This is a genomic window from Cryptosporangium minutisporangium (genome assembly GCF_039536245.1).
Taxonomy (GTDB): domain Bacteria; phylum Actinomycetota; class Actinomycetes; order Mycobacteriales; family Cryptosporangiaceae; genus Cryptosporangium; species Cryptosporangium minutisporangium.
The window spans coordinates 475,648-500,408 of the sequence record NZ_BAAAYN010000017.1; the positions used below are offsets into that span (position 1 = coordinate 475,648).

At 70.4% G+C, this 24,761-nt stretch carries 19 protein-coding genes and 1 other RNA gene; 5 read left to right on the plus strand and 15 right to left on the minus strand.

What is annotated here, in order from left to right; translation table 11 throughout:
• Window positions 1–66 precede the first annotated feature (66 nt).
• On the minus strand, window positions 67–1,134 hold the full coding sequence (locus tag ABEB28_RS13990) for an aspartate-semialdehyde dehydrogenase (RefSeq protein WP_345728484.1): 1,068 nt from the start codon (window positions 1,132–1,134) through the stop codon (window positions 67–69).
• The gene (locus ABEB28_RS13995) at window positions 1,131–2,396 is read right to left on the minus strand and encodes an aspartate kinase (protein ID WP_345728485.1); all 1,266 of its coding nucleotides are present in this window, start codon (window positions 2,394–2,396) and stop codon (window positions 1,131–1,133) included. The genes ABEB28_RS13990 and ABEB28_RS13995 overlap by 4 nt, the downstream gene beginning before the upstream one ends.
• A gap of 436 nt (window positions 2,397–2,832) precedes the next feature.
• Between ABEB28_RS13995 and ABEB28_RS14000 the strand changes: the two genes are divergently transcribed.
• From ABEB28_RS14000 to leuA, 5 genes are all read left to right on the plus strand, one after another.
• The gene (locus ABEB28_RS14000) at window positions 2,833–6,855 is read left to right on the plus strand and encodes a sensor histidine kinase (RefSeq protein WP_345728486.1); all 4,023 of its coding nucleotides are present in this window, start codon (window positions 2,833–2,835) and stop codon (window positions 6,853–6,855) included.
• Window positions 6,852–7,274 carry a roadblock/LC7 domain-containing protein gene (locus ABEB28_RS14005; RefSeq protein WP_073254777.1) on the plus strand — a complete coding sequence of 141 codons (423 nt, stop codon included), beginning with the start codon at window positions 6,852–6,854 and terminating at the stop codon, window positions 7,272–7,274. The genes ABEB28_RS14000 and ABEB28_RS14005 overlap by 4 nt, the downstream gene beginning before the upstream one ends.
• 42 nt (window positions 7,275–7,316) lie before the next feature.
• A complete protein-coding gene (locus ABEB28_RS14010) occupies window positions 7,317–7,676 on the plus strand; it encodes a DUF742 domain-containing protein (RefSeq protein WP_345728487.1) in 360 nt (119 codons plus the stop codon).
• Window positions 7,657–8,274 (plus strand): GTP-binding protein, encoded by a 618-nt coding sequence (locus tag ABEB28_RS14015; RefSeq protein ID WP_376981993.1) that lies wholly within the window; start codon window positions 7,657–7,659, stop codon window positions 8,272–8,274. Before ABEB28_RS14010 ends, ABEB28_RS14015 begins: the two co-directional genes overlap by 20 nt.
• Before the next feature lie 260 nt (window positions 8,275–8,534).
• Window positions 8,535–10,247: a 2-isopropylmalate synthase gene (gene leuA / locus ABEB28_RS14020; protein WP_345728488.1), complete on the plus strand. Its 1,713-nt coding sequence runs from the start codon at window positions 8,535–8,537 to the stop codon at window positions 10,245–10,247.
• A 60-nt stretch (window positions 10,248–10,307) separates the two neighbouring features.
• On the opposite strand, the gene ABEB28_RS14025 is transcribed toward leuA, so the two are convergent.
• The 13 genes from ABEB28_RS14025 to ABEB28_RS14085 all read right to left on the minus strand — a co-directional run bounded on the left by ABEB28_RS14025 (window position 10,308) and on the right by ABEB28_RS14085 (window position 24,546).
• Window positions 10,308–10,817, minus strand: a complete 510-nt coding sequence (locus ABEB28_RS14025; protein WP_345728489.1) for a GNAT family N-acetyltransferase — start codon at window positions 10,815–10,817, stop codon at window positions 10,308–10,310.
• On the minus strand, window positions 10,814–11,410 hold the full coding sequence (locus tag ABEB28_RS14030; RefSeq protein ID WP_376981997.1) for a class II aldolase/adducin family protein: 597 nt from the start codon (window positions 11,408–11,410) through the stop codon (window positions 10,814–10,816). Before ABEB28_RS14030 ends, ABEB28_RS14025 begins: the two co-directional genes overlap by 4 nt.
• 52 nt (window positions 11,411–11,462) lie before the next feature.
• Window positions 11,463–13,538 carry an acyl-CoA dehydrogenase family protein gene (locus ABEB28_RS14035; protein WP_345728491.1) on the minus strand — a complete coding sequence of 692 codons (2,076 nt, stop codon included), beginning with the start codon at window positions 13,536–13,538 and terminating at the stop codon, window positions 11,463–11,465.
• 121 nt (window positions 13,539–13,659) lie between these two features.
• Window positions 13,660–14,766, minus strand: a complete 1,107-nt coding sequence (locus tag ABEB28_RS14040; protein ID WP_345728647.1) for an ABC transporter ATP-binding protein — start codon at window positions 14,764–14,766, stop codon at window positions 13,660–13,662.
• A gap of 161 nt (window positions 14,767–14,927) precedes the next feature.
• On the minus strand, window positions 14,928–15,929 hold the full coding sequence (locus tag ABEB28_RS14045) for an ABC transporter ATP-binding protein (RefSeq protein WP_345728492.1): 1,002 nt from the start codon (window positions 15,927–15,929) through the stop codon (window positions 14,928–14,930).
• A gap of 4 nt (window positions 15,930–15,933) precedes the next feature.
• Window positions 15,934–16,860: an ABC transporter permease gene (locus tag ABEB28_RS14050; RefSeq protein ID WP_345728493.1), complete on the minus strand. Its 927-nt coding sequence runs from the start codon at window positions 16,858–16,860 to the stop codon at window positions 15,934–15,936.
• Complete coding sequence (locus tag ABEB28_RS14055; RefSeq protein WP_345728494.1) at window positions 16,857–17,861, minus strand: ABC transporter permease; 1,005 nt, start codon at window positions 17,859–17,861, stop codon at window positions 16,857–16,859. The genes ABEB28_RS14050 and ABEB28_RS14055 overlap by 4 nt, the downstream gene beginning before the upstream one ends.
• A gap of 97 nt (window positions 17,862–17,958) precedes the next feature.
• On the minus strand, window positions 17,959–19,584 hold the full coding sequence (locus tag ABEB28_RS14060) for an ABC transporter substrate-binding protein (protein ID WP_345728495.1): 1,626 nt from the start codon (window positions 19,582–19,584) through the stop codon (window positions 17,959–17,961).
• Window positions 19,585–19,894: 310 nt separating this feature from the next.
• Complete coding sequence (gene recR / locus ABEB28_RS14065) at window positions 19,895–20,494, minus strand: recombination mediator RecR (protein ID WP_345728496.1); 600 nt, start codon at window positions 20,492–20,494, stop codon at window positions 19,895–19,897.
• Between the two features lie 6 nt (window positions 20,495–20,500).
• Window positions 20,501–20,833 (minus strand): YbaB/EbfC family nucleoid-associated protein, encoded by a 333-nt coding sequence (locus ABEB28_RS14070; RefSeq protein ID WP_345728497.1) that lies wholly within the window; start codon window positions 20,831–20,833, stop codon window positions 20,501–20,503.
• An 82-nt stretch (window positions 20,834–20,915) separates the two neighbouring features.
• The gene (locus ABEB28_RS14075; protein ID WP_345728498.1) at window positions 20,916–23,276 is read right to left on the minus strand and encodes a DNA polymerase III subunit gamma and tau; all 2,361 of its coding nucleotides are present in this window, start codon (window positions 23,274–23,276) and stop codon (window positions 20,916–20,918) included.
• 60 nt (window positions 23,277–23,336) lie between these two features.
• Window positions 23,337–23,433: signal recognition particle sRNA small type (gene ffs / locus ABEB28_RS14080), an RNA gene on the minus strand.
• Window positions 23,434–23,475: 42 nt separating this feature from the next.
• Window positions 23,476–24,546: a chitinase gene (locus ABEB28_RS14085; protein WP_345728499.1), complete on the minus strand. Its 1,071-nt coding sequence runs from the start codon at window positions 24,544–24,546 to the stop codon at window positions 23,476–23,478.
• Window positions 24,547–24,761 lie beyond the last annotated feature (215 nt).

Sequence of the window (24,761 nt, forward strand, 5' to 3'; positions counted from 1 at the left end):
TCCGCGCAAGGCCGCGTCGACCTTGCGTTGGTCTCAAGGCCTTGCGCGCGGCTGTGAGCGTCGTTCTCAGAGGGCCGCCGCGACTAGTTCGGCGATTTGGGCTGTGTTCAGGGCAGCGCCCTTGCGCAGGTTGTCGCCGCAGACGAACAGGTCGAGCGTGTTCGGGAAGTCCAGCGCCTGCCGCACCCGCCCGACGAACGTCGGGTCCGCACCGACGGTGTCGGCCGGCGTCGGGAACTCACCGTTGGTCGGGTCGTCCACGACGACCACGTTCGGCGCCTCCGCGAGCGCGTCGTGCGCCTCGGCCACGGTCAGCGGCGACGCGAACGTCGCGTGCACCGCGAGCGAGTGCGTGGTTACGACCGGAACCCGCACGCACGTGGCGGACACCCGAAGGTCGGGGATACCGAGGATCTTCCGGGACTCGTTCCGGACCTTCAGCTCCTCGCTGCTCCACCCGTCGTCCTTGACCGAGCCGGCCCACGGCACGACGTTGAGCGCCAGCGGCGCCGGGAACGGCGACGCCTGGTCACCGAGCTTCTCGGCCAGCGCCGCGCGCACGTCACCGGCCCGCACGCCCAGGTCGCGACGGCCGCCGACGATCTCCAACTCGTCGTAGAGCCGGTCGACGCCGGGCTGGCCCGCGCCGGACGCGGCCTGGTACGAGGCCACCACCAGCTCGGTGAGGCGCCACTTGCGGTGCAGCGCACCCAGCGCGTCCATCATCGTGAGAGTGGTGCAGTTCGGGTTGGCGATGATGCCCTTGGGCCGGTTGGCCGCCGCTTCACCGTTCACCTCGGGCACGACCAGCGGGACGTCCGGGTCCATCCGGAACGCGCCGGAGTTGTCGACCGCGACCGCACCGCGCTCGACGGCGATCGGCGCCCATGCGGCGGAGACCTCGTCCGGGACGTCGAACATCGCCACGTCGACCCCGTCGAACACCGACGGCTCGAGCAGCTGGACCTCGACCTCTTCACCGCGGACGACGAGGCGCTTGCCCGCCGACCGCTTGGAGGCGACCAGCCGGATCTCGCCCCAGATGTCGGCGCGCTCGGACAGGATCGACAGCATCACGGTGCCGACGGCACCGGTCGCGCCGACGACGGCAAGGGTGGGCTTCCGGCTGCTCATCGTCCGCTCCCCGCGTAAACAGTGGCTTCTTCGTCGGTGCCGAGCTCGAACGCCTCGTGCACGGCGCGGACAGCGGCGTCCAGGTCGGTGTCGCGACAGACCGCGGAGATCCGGATCTCCGACGTCGAGATGATCTCGATGTTGACGCCGACCTCCGCCAGCGCCTCACAGAAGGTGGCGATGACGCCCGGGTGCGAACGCATACCCGCGCCGACCACCGACACCTTGCCGATGTGCTCGTCGAAGATCAGCCGGTCGAACCCGATCGACTCCTGCGCCTTCTGCAGCGCGGACATCGCGGCCGGGCCGTCGGCCTTCGGCAGCGTGAACGAGATGTCGGTGCGTGCGGTCGCCGCGGCCGAGACGTTCTGCACCACCATGTCGATGTTGATCTCGGCGTCGGCGACCGTCCGCAGGATCGATGCCGCCCGACCCGGCTGGTCGGGAACGCCGACCACGGTGACCTTCGCTTCGCTCCGGTCGTGCGCGACGCCGGAGATGATCGCCTGCTCCACGGAAGAGTCCTCCATCGACCCGGTCACGATCGTGCCGGGCTTGTTCGAGTACGACGAGCGGACGTGGATCGGCAGGTCGTTGCGCCTGGCGTACTCCACCGATCGGAGGTGCAGGATCTTCGCGCCACAGGCGGCGAGCTCCAGCATCTCCTCGTAGATGACCGTGTCGAGCTTCTTCGCGTTCTTCACGATCCGCGGGTCAGCGGTGTAGACGCCGTCCACGTCCGTGTAGATCTCGCACACGTCGGCTTTGAGCGCGGCGGCCAGGGCGACCGCCGTCGTGTCGGACCCGCCGCGGCCCAGCGTCGTGATGTCTTTGGTGTCCTGGGCGACGCCCTGGAAACCGGCGACGATGGCGATCGCGCCTTCGTCGACGGCGCCCTGGATCCGTCCGGGCGTCACGTCGATGATGCGCGCGGCTCCGTGCCGCGCCGTGGTGATGACACCGGCCTGCGAGCCGGTGAACGAGCGGGCCTCGTACCCGAGTGAGTGGATCGCCATCGCGAGCAGCGCCATCGAGATGCGTTCGCCCGCGGTCAGCAGCATGTCGAGCTCGCGTCCCGGGGGTACCGGGGCGACCTGGCCGGCCAGATCGAGCAACTCGTCAGTGGTGTCGCCCATCGCGGAGACCACGACGACGACGTCGCTGCCGGCCTTCCGGGTGGCGACGATGCGCTCGGCTACCCGCTTGATCCGCTCAGCGTCGGCGACCGAGGAGCCGCCGTACTTCTGTACGACGAGTCCCACGTCGCTCCTTCCGTACGGCCCGGTAGTTGCAGGTACCGGGCAGAGTTCCGACGCCTAGGGTACCGGCGCTCGCAGCCCGTTTTCTCGGCCTCGGCACCCCGGGTGGTATCCGATTGACCACTCGTGGGAGACTCGTCACGTCACGCCGCCGTCAGGTCGCCTTCCGTCAAGACATCGCCGAATGGCATGATTTGCTGGTGATCGTGTGACCACATACGTGCCACCTCCCTCGTTCGGAGGATCCCGCAACACCGGGTAGACGAGATTCTCACCCGGTATCGGGGCATTGCGGGACATCTGGCCCCACTGCGAACCGTCGCGCTTTCCACCTCGTCTGGATCGTGGTGCAATGCCACAGCGAACACCGCCGGTGGGTGAGAATGGCTCACCGGCCGCGGGGGCGCGTTTCGCCAGCAGCGACACAGACGGAGGAGTCGTGCCCACGTCCCTCAAGGGCTTACGTCCGGCCGCAACCTCAAAGGGGCCGGTCAGGCGGGTCCCGAACGCCGGAACGCCCTCCGAGGACCGGAAGAACTCGGGACACGAGCCGGCCAGCCGGCCGCTGACCCGCAGCCAACGCTTCCTCGGTAACGCCCCCATCCGGGTGAAGGTCGTCCTGATCACCCTCGTCCCGCTGATGGCGATGTTCCTCTTCGCGGGCATCCTCACGTACATCGTGACGGACGAGGCTCAGTCGGCCCAGCAGGTGCAACAGCTGGCGCGTCTCGGTAGCCAGGCCTCGAACCTGGTGAACGACCTCCAGCTCGAGCGCGCGGCCGCTGCCAACTGGGTCGCGGACCCGGGTAAGGAAGAAAGCCACCCGCCGCTCCGCCGCTTCACCCAGCGCGCCACCGCGACCGACGCGACGCTTCGGGAGTTCATCGCCGAGGCCGGCCGACTCGACGCCGACACCAAGGCGCCGATCCAGAGTCAGCTCCAGAACGTGACGCGCGGCTCGACCACCCTGGTGAACCAGCGCGCCAACCTCCTGAAGCAGGCCCGCAACGAGGGCGTGAGCGTCAGCGTCGCTGCCGCGAAGTACGAGACGCTGATCGGCGACCTCCTGCAGATCAGTGACGGCCTCGCTAGGGCCGCTGACGACCGCGTGCTCTCCGACCAGCTCCGCGCCGTGGCGGCGTTCGCCCGCTACAAGGAAGCGGTCAACCAGGAGCAGGTCAGCGTCCTCGACGTCCTGGTGGACGAGAACCGGACGTTCACGAACGACACGTTCAAGACGGTCCTGGCCGCCTCGATCCGGCAGGAGCTGTTCAACGCGCAGTTCCAGAGCAGCGCATCGAACACGCAGCGCGGGATCCGTAACGAAACGGTCAGCCAGGAATCGCCGTACCGCTCGCTGAGCGGCAGTGTCCGGAAGACCCAGATCGGCGCACCGATCACCACGACCGTGCCCCTGTGGGTCGACACCAGCACCCAGTCCGACACGGTGCTGCGCGGCGTCGAGCAGAAGCTCAACGCGGACGCCGTGAACGCCGCCGCCGAGTTCCGCGACGACGCGATCCGCAAGACGATCATCGTCATCACGGTCGCGCTGGCCGCCCTGGTCGTCGCTCTCCTGGTCTCGCTCGCCGTCGCCCGCTCGATGGTCCGCCCGCTGGTGCGACTGCGGTCCTCGGCGCTGGAGGTCGCGTACCAGAGCCTTCCGGAGGTCGTCCGCAAGCTGCAGGACGCCGACCAGCAGACCGCAGCGCAGGCCTCGGCCGAGACCAAGGCCCGCACGCTGGACATCCGGTCCGGCGACGAGATCGGCCAGGTGGCCCAGGCGTTCAACGCCGTCCACCTGGAGGCCGTCCGGGTCGCGTCCGAGCAGGCGCAGCTGCGGCAGAGCGTCTCGACGATGTTCGTCAACCTCTCCCGCCGCTCGCAGCTCCTGGTCGACCGGCTGATCCGCCTGATCGACGGTCTGGAGCAGGGCGAGCGCGACCCCGACCGCCTCTCCGAGCTGTTCAAGCTCGACCACCTCGCCACCCGAATGCGGCGGAACGACGAGAACCTCCTGGTCCTCGCCGGCGCCGACGCGGGTCGCCGGTGGACCCGCCCGGCCCCGCTGGTCGACGTTCTCCGCGCCGCGACCGCCGAGGTGGAGCAGTACACCCGGGTCAAGCTCGGCTCGATCGACGACTCCGTCGAGATCTCGGCCTCGGCCGTGAACGACCTCGTCCACCTGGTCGCGGAGATCCTGGAGAACGCCACCTCGTTCTCCTCGCCGCGCACCGACGTCGTGGTCGACTCCCGCCGGGTCGGCGACCACGTGGTCATCGAGATCGAGGACCAGGGCATCGGTATGTCCCGGGAGCAGCTGGCGGAGTTCAACGAGCGGCTGGCCAAGCCGCCGGTGTTCGACATCGCCGTCTCCCGCATGATGGGCCTGTTCGTGGTCGGCCGGCTGGCCTCCCGGCACGGCGTCAAGGTCATGCTGCGGGACGCCTCCGGCGGCGGTGTGCTGGCGATCGTCACGCTGCCCTCGGGCGTTCTGCACGGCGACCAGCCGGTGGCCCCGGCGCTTCCGCCGGCCGAGACCGACGAGCAGGCCGCCGACCGTCCGGTCGAGCGGATCGCGTCGGAGCGGGTCGACCGGTCCGAGCCGCCTGCTCTCCCGGCCGCGAACGCCCCGTACGCCCCCACCGGCTCGTTCGGTGCTCCGGCTCCCGGCCAGCCGCCCTTCGGCGGCGCACTGCAGCCGCCGTCCGGGCCGTTCGGTGGTGGCCAGCCGCCGTTCGCCGGCCAGCCGCCGTTCGGTGGCCAGCACGGTCAGCCGGCTCAGCACGGCCAGCCGGCTCAGCCCGAGCAGCCGCACCCGTTCGCGCCGCAGCCGTTCGCGCCTGCCTCCTCCTCCGAGCAGCCCGAGCAGCCGGCTCCCGACCAGTGGCGTCCGATGAACGCGCCGCCGTTCGGCGGGGTCCGGCAGGACAGCGACGAGCACGACGCGCAGCGCGAAGCCTTCGGACCGCCGGCCCGTGGCCCGCAGACTCCGCCGACCGCCCGGGACCTGTTCGGCCCGGTGACGCCGGAGCCGCTGCCGCAGCGTGACCCGCGGGAAGACAGCGGTGCCCAGCCGGCCTTCCCGTTCGCTCAGACGACGCCGACCCCGGCTCAGCCGCCGTTCGCCGCGCCCGCCGCGGCGGAGGAGCAGCCCGACCCGAGTTGGTCCGAGCCGACCCGTCCGGTGCCGATCATCCGCGACCCCGCGGCCGCGGCCGCGACCGGAACGCACAGCATCCTCGGCGACCTGCGACCCGAGCCGACTCCGGTCGAGGCCCGCGAGCCCGATCTGACCTGGAGCACCGGCGGGCTCGGCGCTCGTCAGCCGGAGGGGCGGACGCCGTCCGAGGAGTCCACTCAGCCGACCTCGCCCGCGCAGCCTGCGGCGAGCACCCCGGCCGACCAGCCCGGGCCCAAGCCGCTGCCGGTTCGCGACCCGTTCACGAGCCGCGAGACGCAGCCCCGTCCGGCGGCGGGTCAGCCGGCGGCGGGTCAGCCGGCCCCGGCCGCGCCGGGCGGGCGCCCCGCAGCTCCGGCCACCCCGGCCACCCCGGCCCAGGCTCCCCCGGCTCAGCCTCCGGCGGCTCAGGCCCCGGCGGCCGAGGCGGCTCAGCCGGGTCTGCCGAGCCGCGGTGGCTCGGCGGCGGACGCGATGGCCGCGCTGCGACGCGAAGCCGCCGCAGACCGGTCGAGCACCACCGGCGCGCAGAAGGTCTTCCGCGCCGGTCCGTCCGACCCGCCGAACTCGGACCCGACGATCGAGATGCCGCTCCCGATCTTCGACGCGATCGAGTCGGAGTGGTTCCGGTCGCGCACCGCCGCGGCGCCGCGCAACGGGAGCAACGGCAGTAACGGCAGCAGCAGCTCCTGGTCCCCGCCGCGGGTTCCGGAGGCCCCGGGAGCCCGCCCAGCGTCCTCGCGGAGCGAGGAATCCGAGCCGCCCACCGCGGACGACGCCAGCCAGATCACCGGCGGCTCGCTGGCGGACGCTCCGGTGTCCCCCGCGGTCGGTGGCGAGGCGCCCTTCCCGCAGAGCGCGACCGCGGCCTGGAGCCACGCGCGCTCGAACGGGAGCACAGACGAGCCGACCACCCCCAGTGGTCCGGACCGCGAGGAAGAACCGGTCGGCGTCGGCGCTGCGCGTCAGCCCGCGACGGCCGCATGGGAGTCTCCGGCGGACGCCGGGTGGCGTGCCGCGCAGGCGGCAGCCGAGACAGCTCCCAGCAGCACCACCAAGTCGGGCCTACCGAAGCGTGTTCCGATGGCACACTTCGTGCCAGGCCGTGTGGAGACGGCGGCGAAGAAAGCTTCTCGCCCGACGTCCCACCGGTCGCCCGAGGCGGTGCGGGGCGTTCTGTCCAGCTACCGCAGCGGTCTCGAGCAAGGGCGGCAGGCCGGGCGCCCGTCCCGGACCGGTACGACCTTTGCCGGCTCACCTGAAACGCAGGAGGAGATGTGAGCTCGCTGAGCCACGATGCCCAGAACCTCAACTGGTTGGTGGCGAACTTCGCCAACCGCGTCCCCGGCATCGCCCACGCCGTGGCCGTGTCCGCCGACGGACTGCTGTTGGCGGTCTCCGACGGACTGCCTCGGGACCGAGCCGACCAGCTCGCGGCGATCGCGTCGGGCCTGGTGAGCCTCACACAGGGCGCCGCTCTCTGCTTCGAGGGTGGCAACGTCAGTCAGACCGTCGTGGAGATGGACACTGGCTTCCTGCTGGTGATGTCCATCAGCGACGGTTCGTCGTTGGCCGTGCTCGCGTCTCGTGCGTGTGACATCGGCCAGGTCGGGTACGAGATGGCACTGCTCGTGGAGCGCGTCGGCCAGGTCCTGACGCCGGCGCTGCGGTCAGAGCTCCACGCGTCCCTGCCCCGATAAGAGCAGAGACGCGCTGAGGGACGACAGGAGACGGGTCACGCGATGAGCACCGAGTACGTCGATCAAAGCGGGCCGCTGGTGCGCCCGTACGCGATGACTGGGGGTCGAACCAGACCCCGAGTCGATATCGCGATGGAAGCACTGGTCACGGCGACCGCCCGCGGAGACCGCGAGGCGGGGACCGGCCGGCACGAGTGGCAGAAGATCGTCGAACTCTGTCAACAAGTGCAGTCGCTGGCAGAGATCGCGGCGTATCTTGGCACTCCGCTCGGGGTTGCCCGAGTGATCGTCGGCGACATGGCCGAGGCTGGAATGCTGGACGTGCACGAGCCCGGCAGGCTCGACGACCAGCTCGGAACGTATCTGCTGGAAAGGGTGCTCAGTGGACTTCGGAAGCTCTAGCCCCGGCCGCGCGCCGCGGGTGACGGCGAGCCGCGCCACCTCCGCCAAGATCGTCATCGCGGGCGGGTTCGGCGTGGGCAAGACCACGCTTGTCGGCTCGGTGTCGGAGATCCGTCCGCTCACCACCGAGGCGGTGATGACTGCCGCCGCGATCGACGTCGACGATGCTTCGAAGATTCCGGGTAAGTCCACCACCACGGTGGCGATGGACTTCGGCCGGATCACGCTCGACGAGGACTTGATCCTGTACCTGTTCGGTACCCCCGGACAGACACGGTTCTGGTTCATGTGGGACGAGCTGGTGCGCGGTGCGATCGGCGCGGTCGTGCTGGTGGACACTCGTCGCCTGGCCGACTGCTTCGCCGCCGTCGACTTCTTCGAGCAGCGCGGGCTGCCGTACGTCGTCGGCCTGAACTGCTTCGACGGCGTCCAGCCGTACACGACGCAGGACGTGCGGGACGCGCTGACGATCGGCCAGGAAGTGCCGATCATCAACTGCGACGCCCGTGGGCGGGAGTCGACCAAGGCCCTGCTCATCTCGCTCGTCGAGTACGTTTTACGCCTGCGCGGCGCTGCTCCGGCCGGCGTCGGCAGCTAAGCGACGACGGCAGTACGAGCCTCACCGCAGCGGCACCCACCCGGGTGCCGCTGCGGTGTTTTGGCTGTTCGCTGAGGTGTTTCGACTGCTCAGCGACGTGTTGGCGATTCGCGCGACGACCGCCTATGGTGATAGGCGTGCGGATGGTGGGACTGCTCCTTCTCTGCCGCGGCGAGGCCAGTTAACGAGCCGGCTTCCTCGTCGCGGCGCTCGGCGTGCTTGCCGGCTTGCACCTCGCCGCTAATTCAGGAGCACCGGTCATGAGCTTCGTCCGCAATCCCCAGCGTCCCAGCGGGATGCCGATCCACCGCTACACCCCCTTCACGCCGATCGACCTGGCCGACCGCACGTGGCCGGGCAAGCAGACCACCGAAGCGCCGCTGTGGTGCGCGGTCGACCTGCGGGACGGCAACCAGGCACTGATCGACCCGATGAGCCCGGCCCGCAAGCGCAAGATGTTCGAGCTGCTGGTCCGGATGGGCTACAAGGAGATCGAGGTCGGCTTCCCCGCGGCCAGCCAGACCGATTTCGACTTCATCCGGCAGATCATCGAGGAAGACCTGATCCCGGACGACGTCACGATCCAGGTTCTGACGCAGGCGCGGGACGAACTGATCCACCGCACGTTCGACGCCGTCCGCGGCGCCAAGCAGGCGATCGTCCACCTGTACAACTCCACCTCGACGCTGCAGCGACGCGTGGTCTTCGGGCTGGACCGCGAGGGCATCACCGGCATCGCCACGAACGGCGCCCGGCTCTGCCAGAAGCTGTCCGAGTCGATGGGCGACACGTTCATCCGCTTCGAGTACTCCCCCGAGTCCTACACCGGGACCGAGCTGGAGTACGCCGCCGAGGTGTGCAACGCGGTCAGCGAGATCTGGGAGCCGTCCGACGACCGGCCGGTGATCCTGAACCTGCCGGCGACCGTGGAGATGGCCACGCCGAACGTCTACGCCGACTCGATCGAGTGGATGAACCGGAACCTGGCCTACCGCGACAACATCATCCTGTCGCTGCACCCGCACAACGACCGCGGTACCGCGGTGGCCGCCGCCGAGCTGGGCGTGCTGGCCGGCGCCGACCGGGTCGAGGGCTGCCTGTTCGGCAACGGCGAGCGCACCGGCAACGTCTGCCTGGTGACGCTGGGCATGAACCTGTTCAGCCAGGGCATCGACCCGATGATCAACTTCAGCGACATCGACGAGGTACGCCGCACCGTCGAGTACTGCAACCAGCTGCCGGTCGCCGAGCGCCACCCCTGGGGCGGTGACCTCGTCTACACCGCCTTCTCCGGATCGCACCAGGACGCGATCAAGAAGGGCTTCGAGTGGATGGAGCGGGACGCCGCCGCGGCCGGCGTCCCCGTCGACGACTTCCGCTGGGCCGTGCCGTACCTGCCGATCGACCCGAAGGACATCGGCCGCACCTACGAGGCCGTCATCCGGGTGAACTCGCAGTCCGGCAAGGGCGGCGTCGCCTACGTCATGAAGACCGAGCACCAGTTCGACCTGCCGCGTCGTCTGCAGATCGAGTTCTCGCAGGTCGTCCAGAAGATCACCGACAACGAGGGCGGCGAGGTCAGCCCCGAGGCGATGTGGTCGGTGTTCCGCGACGAGTACCTGCCGAACCCGGACAACTCGTGGGGACGCCTGGCGCTGCTGACCTACCGCACCGTGGACGACGGGATGTCCTTCGACGTCGTCCTGGACGGCGTGGAGAAGACGCTGACGGCGTCCGGCAACGGCCCGATCAACGCGTTCGTGAACGCGCTGAGCGAGGTCGGCATCCCCGTCCGAGTCCTCGACTACGCCGAGCACGCGATGTCCGCCGGTGGGGACGCCAGGGCGGCTGCCTACACCGAGTGCGCGGTCGGCGAGGACCAGGTGCGCTGGGGCGTCGGCGTCGACACGAACATCGTCACCTCGTCGCTGAAGGCCGTCGTCAGCGCCGTGAACCGCGGCTACCGGGCCTGACGCCGAGCGCTGTGCGTTTCGGCGGCGGATAGCTCGCCGAAACGCACAGCGCTCAAGCTGCTAGGGCTGCTCGTCGGTGCGGTAGGGGCGCAGACCTCGGGCCTGGTAGTTGCGCAGCGCGTTCGGGTGATCCTGGCTCGACGTGTGCAGCCATACCCGCCGCACGCCCGGGTGCAGCTCCCACGCGAGCCGCAGGGCAAGCGTGAGCGCGTACCCGCCGAGCCCCTTGCCCACGGCCTCCGGCACCAGCCCGAACGTGACGATCTCCGCCTCGGTGTCGGACTGCCCCTCGCCGGGGTCCGCCCGGGGCGCGAGTTCGACCAGTCCGACCGGCTCACCGCGGTGCCGCACCGCCCACCGGCGCCGCAGCGGGTCGGCGAGCAACGCGACCCACTCCTCGTCCGGGCGGTTCGCGCTCTTCCAGCCGTACGGCGCGCCGATCCGCCGCTCCAGGTCCTTGATCAACTCGGGCTGGTCGTCGATGGGCGTGACGGTCAGGTCCTCGACCGGACGGCCGGGCACCAGCTCGTCCGGGGACGTCATCTCCAGGTACGTCCGGGTATGACTCATCGTGCTCCCTGTCCGTAGGTCGCGAGGCGTGCTGTTGCGTCGTCGAGCTCGACGCCGTCCAGCAAGCGCGGAATCACCCCGGACGACAACACCCGCAGCGCGACCTCGCAAACCCATTCCAGGTACAGCGCCCGCTCGTACGCCTCGGCCAGCGTGTTCCCCACCGCGACCGCCCCGTGGTTGCCCAGCAGGCAGGCGGTGCGGCCCTCCAGCGCGTTGACCGTGCCGGCGGCGAGCGCATCCGTACCGTACTCCGCGTACGGCGCGACCCGCGGCGCGCCACCGAACAGGCCCAGGTAGTAGTGCACGGCCGGGATCTGCGGCACCAGACAGGACAGCGCCGTGGCCGCGGTGGAGTGCGTGTGGACGACCGCGCCGACCTCCGGCCGGGCCGCGTAGACCGCGAGGTGCAGCGGGAGCTCGCTGGTCGGCTTCAGGGTCGCGTCGAGCACCGAGCCGTCCAGCGCGTGCACGCCGACGTCCTCGGCGCGTAGCAGCCCGTAGGGCACCCCGGTCGGCGTCACCGCGACCCGGTCGCCGGTCCGGACCGAGACGTTCCCGGCCGTTCCGACGACCAGACGGTCGGCGACCATCCGTTGACACACTTCGGCGATCGCGTCCCGCTCCGTCACGGACGGGATCTTCTCACCCGGCCTGGCGGACCGCGGCACGGGTGGCGGTGTCGTGTTCGTGCTGGGCGTCCTGCCGCTGCGCTTCGGCCCCCTGCGCGATCGGGACGTCCAGCCAGTCCTCCGGGATCCCGAATCCCTCGACCAGCGTCACGGCGTGCGGGCGCAGCTCCTGGCACAGCTCGTTCACCGCGCTCGTGACCCGCTTGGCCCGGCCTGGCGTCATGCGTCCGTGGCCGAGGAACCAGGCCAGGTCGGACTCGATCGTGGAGAGTGCGAACAGCGAGCAGAGTCGGTCGAGCAGCGCGCGCACGCCCGGATCGTCGACGGCGGCCACGGCATCCGTGAACGCCTCGAGCAGGATCAACTCGACGTGCACCCGCGCAAGCCGCAGCACGTGGTCCTGCGCGTCGTTGAACACCGCGAACGCATCCGCGCCCGGCTCGCCTGCCTTGCGGAGCCGCCGGGCCAGACCGTCGAGGACGTGCTTCTCCCGATCTTCGAACAGCGCCAGGTGCCACTCGCGGTCGCGCAGGTCGCCCTCCTCGTCGCGGCCCGGCGCAACCCGGCGCAGCCGGTCGAGCAGGTTCCGCGCGGAGGTCCGCTCGGCCACGGCCTCCCACACCTGGTCGGCGAAGAATCGCACCATGCCCAGCGCGTCCAGGTCGCCGAGCTGGTCGCGGTAGCCGGTCAGCAGTCCCTTGGCGACCAGCTGCAGCAGCACCCGGTTGTCGCCCTCGAACGTCGTGAACACGTCGGTGTCGGCGCGCAGCTGCGGTAGCCGGTTCTCGGTCAGGTATCCGGCGCCCCCGCAGGCTTCTCGGCAGGCCTGAATGGTCGACGACGCGTGCCAGGTGGCGATCGCCTTGAGCCCCGCTGCGCGGGCCTCCAGCTCCCGCTGGCGCCGTTCGGCCTCCTCCGCACTCTCCGCGACGCTCTGCCGCTCGCCGTCGTCGGCGGCGTCCTGCACGCCGGCCGGCGACGAGGCGGTCGCGAGGCCGTCGGCGGGCTGCAGTTCGTGCAGCGTGCTGACCAGCTGCTCCTGAGCGAAGCGCAGCGCGTAGGTCTTGGCCAGCGCGGGCAGCAGCGCACGCTGGTGGGCGAGGTAGTCGAGCAGCGCCACCTCGCGCTCGTGACCGGGAGCATCGAACTGACGCCGCACTTCGCCGTAGCGGACCGCGATCGCCAGCGCGGTCTGGGTGGCGCTCCCGGCCCCACCGGCGACGCTGACCCGGCCACGGACGAGCGTGCCGAGCATCGTGAAGAAGCGCCGGCCGGCGTTCTCGATCGGGCTGGAGTAGGTGCCGTCCTCGGCGACGTCGCCGTACCGGTTGAGCAAATTCTCCCGGGGGACCCGGACGCGGTCGAACCACAGCCGCCCGTTGTCCACGCCGGAGAGGCCGGCTTTGCCGCCGCAGTCACCGATCCGGACGCCGGGGCACGGGTTGCCGGCGTCGTCCCGGATGGGCACCAGGAACGCGTGCACGCCGTGCGACTCGGCCTCGGTGATCAGCTGCGCGAACACCACGGCGAGCCGGGCGTCCCTGGCGGCGCCGCCGATGTAGTCCTTGCGGGCGGACTCGTGCGGCGTCTCGACCACGAACTCCTGGGTCTCCGGGTCGTACGTGGCCGTCGTCCGCAGGTGCTGGACGTCCGAGCCGTGCCCGGTCTCGGTCATCGCGAAGCAGCCCGGCAGGTCGAGGCTCATCACCGCGGGGAGATACCGCTGGTGGTGCCGCTCGGTTCCCAGCGCCTGGATCGCGCCACCGAACAGCCCCCACTGGACGCCCGACTTCACCATCAGCGAGAGGTCGCCGTACCCGAGCATCTCGAACGAGGCGACCGAAGCACCGGTGTCGCCCTCACCGCCGTAGCGGGTCGGGAACCCCAGCCGGGAGTGCCCGACCTTCGCCAGCTGCTGGAGCTGTTCCCAGACGTGCTGGCGGTGCGCGTCACGGTCGAGGTCACCGGCGAGTCCGAAGTCGGGACGGCGCAGGGCCTGCCGCGCTTCCTCCCGAATCCGGGCCCACCGGCCGTCGAAAACGCGACGCAGCTCGCTGAGTTCCGGCTGCTCGACTGCGGTGTCGCTCATCCTGGGCTCCTCGTCTCGCCTCTATGTTACCGACGAGTACCCAGTGATGCGCTGCCCCCAACGTGACCTGCGGAACCTCGCCGCCGCACTTCCGCACGGCGGCGAGGTCGACGCCTGACGGTCAGTGCCCGGGCGGGAGGGTTCCGGCGATCTCGGCGGTGACGGCCTGGACGGACGCCGAGCCGAGTGCGTCGGACGCCTCGACCAGCTCCGCGCGCACCTCGTGCGGCTGGATCTTGCCGTCCCGGATCTCCTCCGCGAAGTGGCACGACACCCGGTGCCCCGGCGCCAGCTCGCGGAGCGCTGGACGCTCGGTGTCGCAGCGCGTCTCCTGCCGCCACGGACACCGCGTGTGGAACCGGCAGCCGCTCGGAGGATTCGCCGGCGACGGCAGATCACCGGAGAGCAGGATCCGCTGCCGACTGTCCTCGACCGTCGGATCCGGCACCGGCACCGCCGAGAGCAGCGTCCGCGTGTACGGGTGCAGCGGCTGCTCGTAGAGGTCCGTGCTGGACGCCTCCTCGACCAACCCACCGAGGTACATCACCCCGACCCGGTCGGAGGTGTGCCGCACCACCGCCAGGTCGTGCGCGATCAGCAGGTAGGTCAGGCCGTACCGCTCCTGCAGGTCCTCCAGCAGGTTGAGCACCTGGGCCTGAACGGAGACGTCGAGCGCGGAGACCGGCTCGTCGGCGACGATCAGGTCCGGCTTGAGGACGAGCGCGCGGGCGATACCGATGCGCTGGCGCTGGCCGCCGGAGAACTCGTGCGGGTACCTCCGGAGTGCGTTGCCCGGGAGACCCACGGCGTCCAGGATCTCGGTCAGCGTGCGGTGGCCGTCCTTACCCCACTGGCCGTGTGCTTTCAGCCCTTCCGACAGCGTCGACTCGACGTTCTGCCGGGGGTCGAGGCTGGACAGCGGGTCCTGGAACACCATCTGCATCCGACGACGCGCCTTCCGCAGCGCCTCGCCCTTGAGCTCGCGGAGGTCCTCGCCGTCGAAGCGCGCGCTACCGCCGGTCGGCTCGACCAGCCGGAGCAGCCCGCGGCCGAACGTCGTCTTGCCGCAGCCCGACTCCCCGACCAGCCCGTAGGTCTCGCCGCGACGGATGGTCAGCGAGACGCCGTCCACGGCGTGCACGTGCCCGATCGTGCGGTCGAAGAACACCCCGCGCTTGATCGGGAAGTGCACCTGCAGATCGGTGACCTCGACCAGGGTCTCCCCGATCGATGCCTCCCGCTTCGCGTCCGCGGCAGCCTGTGCAGCGACCGCCGCCGCGGCAGCGTCGGCCCCGTCGGCAGGCGCGGCGGTGGACTCCGCGGTCGGATCGGCCGGAACGGACTTCCCCGGCTCCGCCGCGTCCGTGCCGGACGACGTCGAATCGGTGGTCATCGAGATACCTCCTCGACGGCGGCCGGCGTCTCCACCGGGTTGAAGCAGCGCAGCAGCCGACGGCTCTCGGCGTCCGGCTCCAGGGCGGGTGTTTCCGCGGTGCACTGGTCGATCCGGTTGTCGCACCGCGGCGCGAACGCGCACCCTTCCGTCCACGGAATCGCGTCGGTGATCGAACCGCGGATCGGGGTGAGCGCCTGTCCCCGCGGAGCGTCCAGCCGCGGCACCGAACCCAGCAGCCCCGACGTGTAGGGGTGCCGCGGCTGGGCGAACAGCCGGTAGCGGTCGGTGTTCTCCACGACCTTGCCCGCGTAGAGCACGTTGACCGAGTCGCACAGGCCCGCGACCACGCCCAGGTCGTGCGTGATCAGGATCAGCGCACTGCCCACCTCGTCCACCAGGCGTTCCAGCAGAGCCAGGATCTGGGCCTGCACCGTGACGTCCAACGCGGTCGTCGGCTCGTCGGCGATCAGCAGACGCGGCCGGCAGGCGAGCGCGATCGCGATCAACGCACGCTGTCGCATGCCGCCGGAGAGGTGGTGCGGGTAGTCGTTCAGCCGCCGCTGCGGGTCGGGGATGCCGACCGCGGTGAGCAACTCGACGGCTTCGGCCTTCGCCGCGCCCTTGTGCATGCCGCGGTGCCGCTCCAGCACCTCGGTGACCTGCTTGCCGATCGGGATGACCGGGTTGAGCGAGCTCAGCGGGTCCTGGAAGACCATGCCGATGTCGCGTCCGCGGCGGTCCCGCATCTGGCTGTTCGGGAGCGTGAGCAGGTCGACGCCTTCGAACAGCGCCGAGCCGCCGACCTCGACGCCCCGCTTGGGCAGCAGGCCCATGATCGCCAGCGACGTGACCGACTTGCCGCAGCCGGACTCGCCGACGAGACCGACGGTCTGTCCCGGCTCGACACTGAAACTGACACCGTCCACGGCCCGCACCGGCTTCTCACCGCGGCGGTTGAACGTGACGGTCAGGTCCTTGACCTCGAGGAGAGCCATGGAGTTACCGCCGGTTCTTGGGGTCGAGAGCCTCGCGCAGCGACTCACCGAACAGGGTGAAGCCGAGCGCGACAACGATGATGCAGAGCGCCGGCCAGACCGCTAGCGACGGCTGGATGTCGAAGTACACCTGCGCGTCGCCGAGCATCGCGCCCCACTCCGCTCGGTTCGGGTCGGCGTCGCCGAGGCCGAGGAACGAGAGCGCTGCTGCGTCGATGATCGAGGTGGCGAGCGTCAGCGTGGCCTGGACGATCACCGCGGACAGCGAGTTGGGCAGCATGTGCCGGAGCACGATCGAACGCTCGTGGACGCCGAGCGCCCGGGCGGCGAGCACGTGATCGGCATGTCGTTGGGCCAGCATCGCTCCGCGAAGTAGTCGGGCGAAGATCGGTACCGACACGATCGCCACGGCGGCGATCACCGTCCACTGGTTCGCGGACTGGAAGAGCGCCGCGATCGAGATCGCCAGCAGCAGGCTCGGCACCGACAGCAGGATGTCGACGAAGCGCATCAGCAGCGCGTCGACCCAGCCGCCGAACGCTCCGGCGATGCCACCGATCAGCATGCCGATGATCAGACCGGCCATCGTCGCGAGGACGCCGACCAGCAGCGACTGCCGGGCCCCCACGATCAGCCGGCTGAGCACGTCGCGGCCGTTCTGGTCGGCACCGAGCGGGAAGCCGGGCCGCGGGGGCAGCGGCGAGTTCTGCCGCACCTCGTCGATCAGGTAGCGGTAGTACGGGTCCTTCGGCGCCAGCAGCGGTGCGAAGATCGCGACCAAGACGAAGAGCAGCACGATCACCGCGCCGAGGATCGCAACCGGGTTCCGGGAGAGCCGGCGGAACGCGGACCGGGTGAGGCTGGTGCCGCGCGCGGAGCTGTCGGCGAGCTCGTCGATGCGGTCGCGCTTGCGGTGCAGAAGACTCGTCATCGGACCCTCACCCGCGGGTCGATCAGGGCGTAGGACAGGTCGACGATCAGGTTGACCAGGACGTACGTCATCGCGGCGACGAGAATCAGCGCCTGTAGCCGTGGATAGTCGCGTTTCTCGATGCCTTCGGCCAACAGCGACCCGATGCCGCCCCAGACGAACACCTTCTCGGTGAGCACGGCGCCCGCGAGCAGCAGGCCGGCCTGCAGACCGATCGTGGTGGACACCGGCAGCAGCCCGTTGCGCAGCACGTGCCGGTTGCGGATCGTGCGAGCCCGCAGGCCCTTGGCCTCCGCGGTGCGCACGTAGTCCTCGTTCAGGACGTCCAGCACGGACGCTCGGGTGATCCGGACGATGACCGCCAGCGGGATCGTGCCGAGCGTGATCGCCGGGAGGATCAGGTGCCGGAGGGAGTCCCAGACGACGTCCCACTCGCGGGTCAGGATGCCGTCGAGCACCAGGAACCCGGTGATCCTCGTCTGGTCGAGGCCTACGGTGACGCGCCCGGAGGGCGGTAGCCAGCCCAGGTCGACCGCGAACCACTGCTTGAGCACGTAGCCGAGGAAGAACACCGGCACGGCGACGCCGACCAGCGTCGCGATCACCGTGGCGTTGTCGAAGAAGCCGCCCCGGCGCTTGGCCGAGAGGTAGCCGAGCGGAATGCCCAGCACGATCGCGAACAGCAGGGCGGCGAAGGCCAGCTCGATCGTGGCCGGAAGAGCGTCGGCGAGTTCGTCGGCGACCGGCCGTGAGCTGGCGAGCGATGCGCCGAAGTCACCGGTGAAGACCCGGCCGATGAACTTGCCGTACTGCACCCAGATGGGATCGTCCAGGCCGAGGGTCTGGTTGAGCGCAGCGATCTTCTCCGGGGTGGCCTTGTCGCCGAGCAATGCTGACGCCGGGCCGCCCGGCAGCGAGCGCAGCCAGGCGTAGAGCAGGAATGACAGCACGAACAGCGTCGGGATCACGCCGATGAGCCGGCGCACGACGTACCGAAGCATTGACGTCCTCACGGGATTGCGCGAACGCGGCGCGCAAATGGAAGCGCCCCCCGGGCCGGGCTGGAATCAGCCCGCCCGACCCGGGGGACGGTGGAACTCAGCTCTTCGAGACCGGAGCGAACCTCTCGTCGGTCAGCGGGCTGGCGACCAGACCGTCGATGTTCCCGGCGGTCGCGATGGCCGGCGGCGAGTGCGAGATCGGCACGGCAGGCAGGTACTTGCCGACCAGATCGCGGTTCACCTGCTCGTAGAGCGCCTTGCGCTTGTCGGCGTCCGGCTCGGCGTCGGCGGCCGCGATCTGAGCGAACGCCGCCTTGTCGGTGAAGCCGAACTCGGCCTTCTCCCGGCCGAAGAACGTGCCGACGAAGTTGTAGGCGTCGTTGAAGTCACCGGTCCAGCCCAGCAGGTGCAGGTCGTGCTTACCGGCCTGCTGGACGTCGTCCTTGTATCCACCGTTCCACGGACGAGCGACCGGCTCGACCTTGATCCCGACGGCGGTCAGGTCGGCGGCGATCGAGGTGTAGATCGCCTTGGGGTCCGGCATGTACGGCCGGCTGACCTCGGTCGGGTAGTAGAACTTCAGCGTCAGGTTGCTGGCGCCGGCCGCGGCGAGCAGCTGCTTGGCCTTGTTCGGGTCGTAGGCGTACCCGGTCGCGTCGTCCGCGTAGCCGTCCAGCGTCTTGGGCATGAAGTTCTTGGCCACCTCGGCGCCCTCGGGCAGCTTGGTCTTCACCAGCTGCTCGCGGTTGATCGCGTGGGCGATGGCCTGGCGAACCCGCAGGTCCTTCAGCTTCGGGTTCTTCTCGTTCATGCCCATGTACAGGACGTTGAAGGCCGGGCGGACCTCGACCTTCATGCCCTTGCTCTCCAGGCCCTTCCAGTCCTGGGCGGCCGGGTAGTCGATGATGTCGACCGCGCCGGACTCGAGCTCCTGCTTACGCGCGGGCTCCGACTCGATGGTGCGGATGACCAGCTTCGCGACCTTGGCCTTCTCGCCCCAGTAGTCCTCGTTCCGGACCAGCGTCGTGGTGCCGTTGCTGGCGTCGTACGACTGGAACTTGAACGGGCCGGTACCGGTCGGGTTCTTGGTCGCGTAGTCGGAGTACGTGAAGCTGTCACCGGACTGGGAGACCGTGTCCGCGTTGAACTTCTTCAGCGCCGCCGGGCTGGAGATCGAGAGCGCGGTCAGCGTGAACGCGGCCGGGAGTGCGCCGCGGAACTTGTTCAGCGAGAGCACCGCGGTCGTCGGGTTGGTCGCCTCGCAACCCGCGTAGAGCGGGTCGCCGCCGGCCTCGGTCTCGTTCTTCGCGAAACCGCCGAAGACGTCGGCGTAGTAGATCATCTGGCTCTGGGCGGCCGGCGTCTTCATGTTGAACCAGCGGTCGGTGTTGAAGCAGACCGCTTCGGCGTTGAAGTCCGTACCGTCGTGGAACTTCACGCCTTCCCGGAGGGTGAACGTGATCTTCTTGCCGTCCGGGCTGACCTCCCACTTGGTCGCCAGCGCCGGCTCCAGCTCGGCGGTGCCCGCCTTGTTCTGGATCAGCGTCTCGTACATCTGGCGGATCGGCCGGTAGCTCTCACCGTCGTCGTTGAAGATCGGGTCGAAGTTCTTCGGCTTCCCAGACCCCGCGATGGTCAGGGTGGCGTTACTGTCGCCGTCCCCGCCTTCACCACGCTCGCTGTCCGCACACGCCGCCAGCGAAACCGCTATGCCCACGCTCATAGCGGCGGCGAGTGCCCGTCGGACTCGGTACACGTAACCCCCAGGCAGAGTTCCATGGACGGGAGTTGGCGGCCGGGGTCGGCCGGTCCACCCTCTACATCCTTTGACGTGCGGGGACGCTACCGCCGAAAGTGGCCAGGCAGGCCCTTCGTGCCTGCCTCGTAATGTCACGTATTGGCAACGCGGGACCTTTTCAGCGGCGCGTCAACCGTAATTACGCAGGTGGGAAATCCACCGGAAACGGGACCCAGGCCGCGAGCCGGTTCTCATCCGTCGCAGCGGTAACGACTCGGTACGCGGTGCGAGGACGTCAGATATCTAGGGAGCGGCGGCCGGAGAAGGCTCGGCCGAGCGTGACCTCGTCGGCGTACTCCAGGTCGCCGCCGACCGGCAGCCCGCTCGCCAGCCGCGTGACCCGCAGTCCCATCGGCTTCACCAGCAGCGCGAGGTACGTCGCCGTCGCTTCGCCCTCGGTGTTCGGGTCGGTGGCCAGGATCAGCTCCTTGATCAGGCCGGACTGCAGCCGGGTCATCAGCTCGCGGATCCGCAGCTGGTCCGGCCCCACGCCCTCGAGCGGATTGATCGCCCCGCCGAGCACGTGGTACTTGCCCCGGAACTCCCGGGTGCGCTCGACCGCGACGACGTCCTTGGGCTCCTCGACCACGCAAATCACGTCGTCACCCCGGCGGGCGTCCCGGCAGACCCGGCACTCGTCGGACTCGGCGATGTTGAAGCAGATCCGGCAGAACCGGACCTCGACCTTCACCCTCCCGAGCACGTCGGCGAGCCGCTTCACGTCCGCCGGGTCGGCGTTGAGGATGTGGAACGCGATCCTCTGGGCGCTCTTCGGGCCGACGCCGGGCAGCCGGCCCAGCTCGTCGATCAGATCCTGAACGGCGCCTTCGTACACGGACTCCTACATCCCTAGGCCGGGTAGACCGGGCAACCCGCCCGCCAGCGGCCCCATCGTGTCGGCGGCGGCTTGCTGCGCCTCGGCGTTGGCGGCGCGCACGGCCGCGACGATCAGGTCGGCGAGCGTCTCGGTGTCTTCCGGGTCGACCGCCGCGGGCTGGATCGTCAGGCCGGTCAGCTCGCCGGTACCGGACACCGTCGCGGTCACCAGTCCGCCGCCGGCGGCGCCGGTGAACTCGCTCTCGGCCAGCTGGGCCTGAGCTTCCATGAGGTGCTGCTGCATCTGCTGCGCCTGGGCGAGAATCGCCTGCATGTCGAGCTGACCACCGGGTTGCACGACGAACTCCCCCTTCGGCGGACGAATGGCAGGAACCCAGCCTACTGTCCGCGCGCCGCGTCGGCGCACGGGCGGCGCGGCGTCAGTCGATCTGGCGCGCGCCGAGGTGTTGTTCGAGCAGGGCGATTGCGTCCGCCTCGGAGTCGGTGGCCTTCGCGGTCGACGCCTCGTCCTCGTCGTCCAGCGGTTCGTCGCCCGGGTCGAACCCGTCGTACATCGGATCGGTCGGCTCGGGCGGCAGCGGGACGTCGTCGTCCTCGACCATGGCCGGAGCACCGCTCGACCGGTGGCCGTTCGACTGCGACGACCCGGCAGACGCTGCGCCGTAGCCGGAAGCGGCAGGTCCGGCCGGGGCCGGGCTCACCGGGGCGGTGCTGACCGGAGCCGCCGCCGCGGCGCTGTTCTGCGCCGGACTCGTCGGCGCGGTGGAAGGCGCGGGAACCGGCGGGGAAGCCTGGCCGCCCAGCGGAGCGATCGTCGGCCAGTCACCACCGCCCCCGGACGCCGCGGCGGACACCGACGCGGCGGTCGGCATGGGCGGGATCGGAGCCGGTGCCGACGGCGGTGCCGGCCCGCGCCGCCCGCTCCCGCCGCGTCCACCGCCCGGGCCGCCATCCGCCTCGGCGCGGATCTTCCACCGGACGCCGAGCACGGTCTGCAGCACTTCTTGGATCACCGAGACGCACTTGTCGTCGGAGAGTCGACGCACCTCACCCTGGTGCTTGACGGAGAGCACGAGCTCGTCGCCGCGCACCTCACGGGGGGTGGCGTTCTGCACCAGCGCCCACACCATCCGGCTGCGCTGCTTGGTCTGGTCGACGATCTGCGGCCACACCTGGCGCACCGCAGCGGCGTCCATGCCACCGGCCGCCACCGGGGCGGGGCTCGCCGGGGCGGCTGCCGGTACGGGCGCCGGTCGGGACACCGGGGCCGGCGTCTGCACGGGGACCACCGGGGGCGGCGGTGTGCTCTCCGCAACGGCCGGACGCGACGGCGTGCTCTCTGCGGCCGCCGGCCGCGGCGCGGTGCTCTCCGCGGGTGCGGTGCCTTCCGCGGCCGCCGGGCGGGGCGGGGGCTTTTCCGCGGCCGCCGGGCGGGGCGGGGGCTTTTCCGCGGCCGCCGGGCGGGGCGGCGTCACCGGCGGTGGCGTCGGGCGGGGTGGCTCGGCGACCGGAGCCGCCTGCTCCGGCGCGCGGGCCTGCGGTGCCGACTCGCCGGACGTCCGACCCTGCGGCGGAACCGGGGTCGGCACGGGAGCAGGCATCCCACCCTCGCCCGCGATCGCGAGACGTCGTTCCAGGCGCTCCAGCCGCTGCAGCAGCGCGGCCTGGCTGTCGTCGGCCGCGGGCAGCAGCATCCGCGCGCAGACCAGTTCGAGCAGCAGCCGGGGCGACGTCGTCCCGCGCATCTCCACCAGGCCGTTGTGCACCACGTCGGCCATCCGGGACGCGGTTGCGACGCCGAGCTGGTTGGCGACGAGCGTCATCCGCTCCAGCTGGTCGGCGGGCGCGTCGACCAGCCCTTTACCGGCCGCATCCGGCACGGTGGCCAGGATGACCAGGTCACGGAGCCGCTCGAGCAGGTCGGACGCGAACCGGCGGGGGTCGTGCCCCGCGTCCACGACCCGGTCGACGACGCCGTAGAGCGCGGCACCGTCGTCGGCGGCGAGCGCCGAACAAGCCTCGTCGAGCAAGCCCGCGTCGGTGACGCCGAGCAGCGCCACCGCGTGCTGGTACGTGACGCCGCCCTCGCCGGCACCGGCCAGGAGCTGGTCGAGGATCGAGAGGGAGTCACGCGCCGATCCGCCACCGGCCCGGACGACGAGCGGCAGGACGCTCTTCTCGATCGTCACGTCCTCGTCGGTGCAGATCCGGTCGAGCAGGCCGACCATCGTGCTCGGCGGGATCAACCGGAACGGGTAGTGGTGGGTGCGCGACCGAATCGTCTGCAGCACCTTGTCCGGCTCGGTGGTCGCGAACACGAACTTGACGAAGTCCGGCGGCTCCTCGACCAGCTTCAGCAGCGCGTTGAAGCCCTGCGACGAGACCATGTGCGCCTCGTCGATGACGTACACCTTGAAGCGGCTGTTGACCGGCGCGAAGAAGGCTCGCTCCCGCAGGTCGCGGGCGTCGTCCACACCGCCGTGGCTGGCCGCGTCGATCTCGACGACGTCGAGCGAGCCCGGGCCGTCCGGCGCCAGCGCCACACAGGAGCCGCAGACCCCGCAGGGGTCGGGCGTCGGACCGTTCACGCAGTTCAGCGACCGGGCGAGGATCCGAGCACTGGAGGTCTTGCCGCAACCGCGCGGGCCGGAGAACAGGTAGGCGTGGTTGAGCTTGCCGTTCTTCAGCGCCTGGATGAGCGGTGCGGTGACGTGTTCCTGACCGATGACCTCGGCGAACGTACGAGGCCGGTACTTCCGGTAAAGAGCGCGGTTGGCCACGCCGGCAAGCCTCCCACGCTCATCCGCCAGCAGCACCCCTGAGGCGCGGGGTTCGGGCAAAAGAAGGACCCCCCGTGCACCCGCCAGAGCCCGCTTATCCTTGCTGCCTTCCGGCCCTGGGGAGGTTCACAGGTTACGCGCCGCACGAGGGGCTGGGATCAAGTCTACCCGGAGCCGGCCGGGAACTCGGGGCGGGGCCTCACCGCAGGACGGTCTTGAACGCCGACGCGAACGCATAGTCGGACTGCTCCACACCGCTGCAGGTGGGGACCGGCTGCTCGGTCACGTCCGCTCCGCACTGCGTGTCCCGCCCGACCGACCAGTAGCTGAGCATGCCGACGCCGTTCGTGGTGACGAAGTCCGCGATGGTCTCCGCGTTCTCCAGCGAGAACGTCTCGGCGGTGACGTCGTTCACGCCGATCATCGGCGTGATCCCGACCATGCCCCAGGCCTCGGCGGCCTCCACGCCCTGGATGCTCTGGATCTGGGCGTGCAGGCCGGTCGCGGCCGCTGTGGCCGCCGCACCCATGTCCTGGGACGCGATGTCGCCGCCGAAGTTCATCGTCATCAGGTTGATCCGGTCGATCGCGACGCCGGCGTCGACGGCCGCCACCCACGGCGCCGTGCTGGCGGCCCCCGCCGCCTTGTCGGCCGCGGTCGGTGGAGCAGCCGCGAGCGTGAACGACACCTTCAGGTCGGCGTACTTCTCCTGGAGCGCGGCGATCGCCTGGGCGCGGGCGGTGTTGGCGGTGGCGTTGACCACCCGCTCCTCGCCCTCCACGTCGAAGTCCAGGTAGCGGACGCCGAGGTCGATCAGCTTCTGCAGCTGTTCCTGGGTGGCCTCAGCGGTCTGGCAGGCCTCGGCGACCTCACCACCGGCGGCGCCGCCGCTGGAGACGATCACCTCGATGCCCTTGTCAGTGGCTGCGGTGATCTCGTTCTTGTACGTGTCGAGGGCGGTGGTGCCGTCCCAGGTCAGCGAGCAGGTGTCGCCCTTGGTGATCGCGAAGGCCAGGTGCAGGGCGTTCGCGCCGGTCTTCTCCGCGATCTGGGTGAGCGTGGGACGGTCCGCCAGCGTCATGTACACGTAGGGGGCGTAGACCGTGGACAGTTCGGTGTTCGCGGTGCTGGACTCGGCGACGCCCTCGTCACTGCCGCGGTTCTGCAGGACGAGAACAGTGGCGGCCGCCGCGATGGCCGCGACCACCGCGACACCTACCAGCACCCACCGGCCCGGTCCGCTCTGCCGCCTTCTCTGGCCCCTCGCCACGGATCCTCCTGCACCTGCCGGGTCGTGCCCGGACCACCACCCCGCCCCACTGGCGCCATCGTGTCATCGAGTCAGCACGGACGGAGACCGGGGGTCGGCGTCGCGACCGGCTTGAACTGCGCCAGCAGGAGTGTCGGATGCGATGGTGGCGCGCCCGGGCAAGCGCGGTCACGGAATGGGCTGTGCGGCACCCGTGCGCCGCTCGACGGTGACCG